The sequence below is a fragment of the Bradyrhizobium sp. AUGA SZCCT0283 genome (assembly GCF_018130385.1).
Taxonomy (GTDB): domain Bacteria; phylum Pseudomonadota; class Alphaproteobacteria; order Rhizobiales; family Xanthobacteraceae; genus Bradyrhizobium.
Map to the genome: position 1 here is coordinate 1 of NZ_JAFCLU010000076.1, position 7326 is coordinate 7326.

10 protein-coding genes are annotated in these 7326 nt (G+C 61.6%); 5 read left to right on the forward strand and 5 right to left on the reverse strand.

Annotated features, from left to right (window positions below; all coding sequences use genetic code 11):
• Positions 1 to 177: 177 nt before the first annotated feature.
• From JQ624_RS37730 to hemB, 3 genes are all read right to left on the reverse strand, one after another.
• Positions 178 to 954: an arginyltransferase gene (locus tag JQ624_RS37730; protein WP_212423931.1), complete on the reverse strand. Its 777-nt coding sequence runs from the start codon at positions 952 to 954 to the stop codon at positions 178 to 180.
• Between the two features lie 181 nt (positions 955 to 1135).
• Positions 1136 to 1702 (reverse strand): RDD family protein, encoded by a 567-nt coding sequence (locus JQ624_RS37735; protein WP_212423932.1) that lies wholly within the window; start codon positions 1700 to 1702, stop codon positions 1136 to 1138.
• A gap of 248 nt (positions 1703 to 1950) precedes the next feature.
• Positions 1951 to 3012: a porphobilinogen synthase gene (gene hemB / locus JQ624_RS37740; protein ID WP_212423933.1), complete on the reverse strand. Its 1062-nt coding sequence runs from the start codon at positions 3010 to 3012 to the stop codon at positions 1951 to 1953.
• Positions 3013 to 3234: 222 nt separating this feature from the next.
• Here hemB and JQ624_RS37745 point away from each other — a divergent pair, with 222 nt between their 5' ends.
• The 5 genes from JQ624_RS37745 (at position 3235) to JQ624_RS37765 (ending at position 6079) form a co-directional block, all read left to right on the forward strand.
• The gene (locus JQ624_RS37745; RefSeq protein WP_212423934.1) at positions 3235 to 3708 is read left to right on the forward strand and encodes a DUF6163 family protein; all 474 of its coding nucleotides are present in this window, start codon (positions 3235 to 3237) and stop codon (positions 3706 to 3708) included.
• Positions 3709 to 4178: 470 nt separating this feature from the next.
• Entirely contained in the window at positions 4179 to 4694 is a 516-nt protein-coding gene (ldtR, locus tag JQ624_RS37750; protein ID WP_074276258.1) for a transcriptional regulator LdtR, read from the forward strand.
• Positions 4695 to 4918: 224 nt separating this feature from the next.
• Complete coding sequence (locus JQ624_RS37755) at positions 4919 to 5143, forward strand: hypothetical protein (RefSeq protein WP_212423935.1); 225 nt, start codon at positions 4919 to 4921, stop codon at positions 5141 to 5143.
• Positions 5144 to 5178: 35 nt separating this feature from the next.
• A complete protein-coding gene (locus JQ624_RS37760; protein WP_212423936.1) occupies positions 5179 to 5400 on the forward strand; it encodes a hypothetical protein in 222 nt (73 codons plus the stop codon).
• A gap of 109 nt (positions 5401 to 5509) precedes the next feature.
• Complete coding sequence (locus JQ624_RS37765; protein ID WP_212423937.1) at positions 5510 to 6079, forward strand: histidine phosphatase family protein; 570 nt, start codon at positions 5510 to 5512, stop codon at positions 6077 to 6079.
• A gap of 21 nt (positions 6080 to 6100) precedes the next feature.
• On the opposite strand, the gene JQ624_RS37770 is transcribed toward JQ624_RS37765, so the two are convergent.
• Positions 6101 to 6352, reverse strand: coding sequence for a hypothetical protein (locus JQ624_RS37770; RefSeq protein WP_212423938.1), 252 nt, complete (start codon positions 6350 to 6352; stop codon positions 6101 to 6103).
• A gap of 131 nt (positions 6353 to 6483) precedes the next feature.
• Positions 6484 to 6696, reverse strand: coding sequence for a hypothetical protein (locus JQ624_RS37775; RefSeq protein ID WP_212423939.1), 213 nt, complete (start codon positions 6694 to 6696; stop codon positions 6484 to 6486).
• Between the last annotated feature and the right edge of the window lie 630 nt (positions 6697 to 7326).

Below are 7326 nucleotides of genomic sequence, written 5' to 3' on the forward strand. Positions count from 1 at the left end.
ACCAGCGGAAACTCTCGACGAATTTCTCCGAGTGAGCCATACATGAAGTGTTGCGACGACCGGTTGAATCCGCCCAGTACGCCGCGGCCTCTCGATTCAGCCAATGCCGTCTCTGGAATACTGGATCACCCGCTTTCGCGGGTGATGACGAGTAGCGTTGGTGGCTACGAGCGCTTCTTAATCCTGCGGCTCGGACAGCATTTCGCCCGATGCATCGACCCGCAGCCAGCCGGACGGCGCCAGACGCTGCTGCGGCAGGAAGCGGCCCTTGTAGTCCATCTTCTTGGAGCCCTCGATCCAGTAGCCGAGATAGACGTAGGGCAGCCCGAGCCTGCGTGCCCGGGTGATGTGATCGAGGATCATGAACGTGCCGAGCGAGCGGCTCTGCTGCGACGGCTCGAAGAACGAATACACCATGGACAGCCCGTCGCTGAGCACGTCCGTCAGCGCCACCGCGATCAGATCCTCGCCGCGCCCGGTGATGCCGGTGTCGACGCCGCGCTTGCGGTATTCGATGATGCGGGTCTCGACATGGCTGTCCTCCACCATCATCGCGTAGTCGAGCACGGTCATGTCGGCCATGCCCCCATGGCGATGCCGCTTGTCGAGATAGGCGCGGAACACCGAATACTGCTCCGACGTCGGCACCGCGCTGCGCTGTTCGCCGACGATGTCGGCGTTGCGCGCCAGCACCTTCTTGAAGTTGCGCGAGGGGCGGAATTCGTTGGCGACCACGCGCACCGAGACGCAGGCGCGGCACTGGTCGCAGGCCGGGCGGTAGGCGATCGACTGGCTGCGGCGGAAGCCGCCATGGGTCAGCAGGTCGTTGAGGTCGCCGGCCTTGTCGCCGACCAGATGCGTGAACACCTTGCGCTCGTGCCGGCCCGGCAGATAGGGGCAGGGCGAGGGCGCCGTGAGGTAGAATTGCGGGGTGTCACGCGAGTGCTGGGTCACGTCGGGTCGTCAGGCCTCCGAAACAAATCAACCATAGCGCTTTCGCGCGAAGTAGACACTGATCGCGTTAAGAAAACGCGTCAAAACGAAAAAGCGCCGGTCCGGCCCCGATTCATTCCGGGACCGGACCGGCTCTAACATCGCGCTCCGAAGGCTGACGGTCAATTGGTTTGCTGATCGCTCAGTAGCTGCTGCGTGCCGACGGCGCTACCTGAGTGCGAACCGAGCTGTTGATGACCACGGTTCCCAGGATGATGTCGTGCAGCAGCCGGCGGCGGCCGTTGAACAGGCCGACCAGCAGCACCAGCGGCGTCAGGAACGAGATCGAGACCCAGTACAGCACGGCATGGCAGGCGCCGAGCACGAAATAGCCCGGGGCGCCGTACCAGGTCCGCAGCTCCAGATCCATCGCGCGCATGCCCATGGTGGCCGAATGCGGGCCGCCGATCGAAGCGCCGTAATAGACGATCGCCCACACGATGGTAGCCGGCCACGCCAGCCAGAACAGCATCCAGCCGAGCCCGAGCGTGATGACGCCGAACACGGCAATGAAGATGTAGCCGAGGATGACAGGAACCGATAGCACGACGAGGTCGATCAGGAACGCAAACACCCGCCGCGTCAGCACGCCGCGAAACAGTTCCGGCTGCAGGTCAGGATCGAACGCATGCGGCGGCACCCCGCCGTCGTTCCGCCAGGCGCCGCCAGAAGCGTCGCCGCCGGTATTGCCAGAGCCGCTATAAGACATGGTTCGTCCTCCAGGCCGAATTTCCCGAACGAAACATGGGAACCGGCCGCGCCGTCGCCAAGGGCCTGCGACCATTAACAGCGTGCAATATTGGGGGTGGGGGAACGCCGCTCTCACCCCGTCATTGCGGGCGAAGCGAAGCAATCCATCGTGCGGCACAACGGATGGATGGATTGCTTCGTCGCGTTGCTCCCTTGCGCAAACGCTTCGCGTTTGTCGCAGGCAATGACGCGAAGAGAGCGGAGGCTTTACCCGCCCGCCTTGATCTTCTCCGCCGCCTTCGGCGCAAAGTACGTCAAAATCCCGTCCGCGCCGGCGCGCTTGAAGCCGAGCAGGCTTTCCATCATCGCGCGGTCGCCGTCGATCCAGCCGTTATTGGCGGCCGCCGCGATCATCGCGTATTCGCCGGACACCTGGTAGACGAAGGTCGGCATCGAAAACGTATCCTTCACCCGCCGCACGATATCGAGATAGGGCATGCCGGGCTTCACCATCACCATGTCGGCGCCCTCGGCGATGTCGAGTTCGACCTCGCGTAGCGCCTCGTCGGAATTGGCGCTGTCCATCTGGTAGGTGCGCTTGTCGCCGGTCAGCGTCTTCGCAGACCCAATGGCGTCGCGGAACGGGCCGTAGAAGGCGGAAGCATATTTCGCTGCGTAGGACATGATCTGCACGTCGAGAAAACCTGCCTCATCCAGCGCCTCGCGGATCGCGCCGACGCGGCCGTCCATCATGTCGGAGGGCGCAATGACGTCGCAGCCGGCCTCCGCCTGCACCAGCGCCTGCCGCACCAGTAACGCCACCGTCTCGTCGTTGAGGATCTTGCCATCCTCGATCAGTCCGTCATGGCCGTGGCTGGTGAAGGGATCCAGCGCGACGTCGCAGAGCACGCCGAGATCGGGGAATTCCTTCTTGATCGCGCGCACCGACTGGCAGACCAGATTGTTCGGGTTGAGCGCTTCGGAACCGGCTTCGTCGCGCAAGGACGGCTCGGTATAGGGGAATAGCGCGATGCAGGGGATGTCGAGCTTCATCGCACGCTCGGCGTCGCGCACCGCCTGATCGACGGTGAGGCGGTCGACGCCGGGCATCGAGGCCACCGGCGTGCGCATATTGCTTCCGTCGACCACGAACATCGGCCAGATCAAATCATCCGTGGTCAGCACGTTTTCGCGCACCAGCCGCCGCGCCCATTCCGCCTTGCGGTTGCGCCGGGGGCGGATCGCGAGGTCCAGCGGGGTGGAGGCGAGGGCGGTCTGCCGCCGCGGCGCGTCGCGCATTTCGATCGGACGCCCGAATTTGATCGCCATGTGATGGGTACTCCTGGAGGCGGCGGGTCAATTTTGATTTGTTCCAATTCTAGCACCTTGCGACTGCGCCGTCACCGCGCCTTGATCTGCCTCATGGGCAATTGATTTTACCGCCCCGGCGGGCCAAGAGATGGTCCATGAGAACATCCCAGCACGCGTTGAGCCCCGATTCCGAGGTCAGCTCCCGGATCGGCTCTAAGGTCGGCGACCAGGTCAGCTTCCATGTCTGATGCGTCGGCGCGCGATCAGGGGCGGGACAAGTCCAGGGACAACGCGATGTCGATGGCGGCGATGTCGTCGGAGCGGATCGAGCCCGACGAGAACGTGTGGACGCGCCGGCTGGTGCTGTTCCTGCGCATCATGGCGGTTATCTCGATCCTGAAGGGCCTGTACCACTGGGCGCAGGTAACGGGATTCATCGGCGGCGAGGAAGAGGCGTTCGAGAACCAGTCGATGGCCTGGCAGACCGCGACCGTCTATTTCGCCGTGATCGAACTCGTCGCCGCCGTAGGCCTCTGGCTTGCGACGCCCTGGGGCGCGGTGGTGTGGCTTACCACCGTGGTGTCGATGGCGGTGATCGAACTGATGTTTCCGGGCATCTACGGCGGCAGCCTGACGGTGGTGGGACTCGAAGCCGTGATGCTGGCGGCGTATCTGGCGCTCGCCTGGATGGCCGCGCGCGAACGCCCGCCGTAGGACGCTTGCTCTGTACTCCCTCGCCCCGCTCTTGCGGGGTCGAGGGCGGGGAGAAGGAGAAGAGAAGCGCAACAACGTGTCAGTTTCCCGCCATAATTCATCCGTGTGCAGAAACCGCGACGCGATCCCGTCCAATTTTCAAGAATTTTTCCGGTAACGTTTCAGTCACCGTTAAGGGCCGTAAAGGGTTCCACCACACCTGTTACGCGAGCGTTTCGATTTCAGACGTACCTGTTTCCGAATGCGACAGGGCTTGCAGACGAAGCGTGAACATCACGCTCTCACCGTCAATGAAATATTGCAAAAAGCCTTGATCCATGGGGCTTAATCGACAATTCACTCTGTTAAATTCATGATCTCTTTATTCTCTTATTTAAGCGGATCTTCAAACCGCCCCCTTAAGTTGAAGCTATCAGGCGGGACAGAAGTTTCGTCGAAATAAGTCGAAAAACGACGACAGGGGAAGTGTCATGATCAAAGCCGTTGCAACGGCGGTGGAAACCGCTGAACGCTCTGCCGGTCAAGCTCCGGTGCAGCCGCTCTATCTGGAAGCGTTGACTTTGGTGGAGCGGCTTCACCGCCGGCTGCTCGACGTCATCAAGGACGAATTCGATCGCCGCGGCCGCGCCGATATCAATTCGGTGCAGGCATTGCTGCTCTATAACATCGGCGACAAGGAGCTGACCGCGGGCGAACTGCGCACGCGCGGTTACTACCTCGGCTCCAACGTCTCCTATAACCTGAAGAAGCTCGTCGAGCTCGGCTTCCTCGATCATCAGCGCTCCCGCGTCGATCGCCGCTCGGTCCGCATCCGCCTGACCGCGCAGGGCCAGGAAATCCGCAAGATCGTCGATGCGCTCTACCAGAAGCACGTCAAGACGGTGGAGCAGGTCGGCGGCATCTCGAACGAGGAGTTCGCGACGCTGAACAAGTCGCTGCACCGCCTCGAGCGGTTCTGGACCGACCAGATCCTCTACCGGCTCTGAAAAATTTTGTCCTGCCTAACGGCTAAGCCGGCCGCGTAGAAGACCGGCAAGCCAAAGGGCGGATAATGAACTGGTAAGGCAGTAAGCCCTGCTGAAAGCGCATCGGGCCCGGTTTTCCGGGTCCGGTGCGTTTTGCTTTTCTGGCGCGAAATGTCCCGGTTCCCATGGAACGGAACTTTCCTCGCGCCCACGCATTATCAGCCCTGTCACGGAACAGGTGAGGCATGCTGGTCGAGCGTGGAATTCAGGTCATGAACTTCGAGGTGGTGGGTGACGCCTATGCCATCGCGTCGAACTACCTGCGCAAGACTGGCGCCATTGCCGATAGCCTCGTCACCGACGAACGGTTGCTCGAAATCATCGTAAGAATGTTCCAACACGGCGAATTCAACAGGATCCGGCTCGCCAACAAGGCGATCGCCGAATTCCAAGCGCGCCTCCCGGCCTGACCGCATCACCGCATCACGCAACTCAGGAGAAGTCCATGGAAGCCGCGATCGACCGCATCATGCAGACCTATGACCTGCTAGTGAACCGTACCGCCGCGGCCAACGACGAGGCGCGCGCCAAGGTGACGGAATACCTCACCACGCTGGTCGAGGCAGGCGAGAAGGATCCGCACCGGCTCACCGTGTGCGGGCTGACCTATTTGCGCGAGCTCGACGGCAGCAGCGATCCGGTGAAGGCGGGATATACGGGGCTGTAAGCAAGGGCGGCTGTTGCGGCATGTCTTGACCGTGGAAGTGCCGGAAGCGATGCTTGCGGCGTAACGTTGAGCAGGCGTCTGATCGCCTGCTCTTTCGAGATCCGCCGCCATGCGTCGCATGCGCTTCGTCATCTTCACACTCTTTCTCGGCTTCTGCGGCCCGGCAGAGGTCGCCGGCGCCGGCGACGCGGCCGATGCCTGGAAGGCGCTGCGGGCAGGCGGCCATATCGCCCTGATGCGCCATGCCGATGCGCCGGGTGGTGTTGGCGATCCACCGGGATTCCAAGTCGATGATTGCGCCACGCAGCGCAACCTCAGCGAAAAGGGGCGGATGGACGCAGAGAAAATCGGATCGCGGCTCAAGCGGGAAGGGATCGCGTTCGAAAAAATCCTGAGCTCGCCATGGTGCCGATGCATCGACACGGGAAAATTGCTGAACTTGGGGACCGTCGAAACCGAGGCGACATTCGGCAATGTCGTGGTGCTGCGAGATCAACGAGAGACTCTTACCGCCGGCGCCCGCGCGCTCATCGCCAAATGGACGGCGCGCGGAAACCTGCTCGTCGTGACGCACGGCGCGAACATTTTTGCGTTGACCGGCATCTCGCCGGCCAGCGGCGAGATCATTGTGGTTAGAAGCGGGAGCGGCGAAGCCGTCGGCCGTCTGATGCTCGAATGAGCCGTAGCTGGCCTCCAGACGCTATCGCGCGTCCGCCCTCGCGTCTTTGTTGCGATACCGGTTCCAGTTGGCGATCACAGCCTCATATCGAGCCGGTTTCGTCAAAGTTTGCGTCCGCGCAGCTTCGGCTTGCGTGCCCTGGATCATAGAATCCGGAAAAACCACAAAATATCCCAGCAAACCGACGACTATCGTTGCGTAGATGAGAAGGGCCGTTATCAGCCAGCGCCGCGGATTAGCCTGATGTTCCTTGTCTGAGAGAGATTTAGCCATGTGCGAAATCCATCTGTCAGCCCCGGGCGTTTATGGACCCACCCGAAGCATTGCACTGTGAACTGGATCACGTCGGGCATATTTCAACGACGCCATGCCACGCGCCCGGCGCAGGCATGCAGAGCAGGCGGCTAATGGCGCTTCGCCAAATAAACAAACGATTGGTCTTCGTAGTCACCCGTCGCAAGCTTGTTCACGTCGACCGTCAATTCGGTGAACGACATGATGCCGGCGGATGCGTTTGGATGGTTCTTGGATGGCACCGGTCGCAGGGTGGCGGCTGTTGCGGTGACCGCAAGCAGAGCGACGGCTACGACACTGGTGATCGTTCGATGCTTCGGCATGGGAAACCTCCGTCTTCCCAGCCCATGACTGTACGTCAAGGGAACCGCGGCGTGGTTCAACGTCAGACCCAATTATTCAACGTCAGACCCAATTAAATGGAGCGCAGGTCTGGCGCCGGAAATTGCGGGCGGCGGCCTGACAGGAGCTGGCGCGCTCGATGCGGGTAAGCATGCCACACTTGCGGCAGGCAGGACTCACCGGGAGCCGCGCGCCTTGTTCTGAAAAGCTGGCTGGTCGAGCGAGATATCGAATGCGTTGTCCGATGGGCAAATCAGCTAGATGTTGTGTCCAGCAGCTCTCAAAAAAATATTCCGCTTAACATGTCGGGCAAATCAGCGGCATGACTCCGCGCGTCTCACGGCAGATGAGGGGCGTTGGCCATGGTCACGAACGTGCGGTGAGATGCGATGGACGCGAGAGCTGCGACTGACGTGTGTGGCTCGAGCGTACGGCGAAGTCGTGTGGTCCTGACGCCGCGGTGCTGGCGTCAAGTTGCGCAGTTTCAGTTTTGCGCAGCGACGGTGGCAAGAAAGCCGTTCACCGGGGAGAGCTCGAAGTAAGCCGTAAAGCCATTGCGCAGGGAAGGCCGGAATGCTCCCGCTGCCCTGTATGCTCGTGTGCACTTTTGT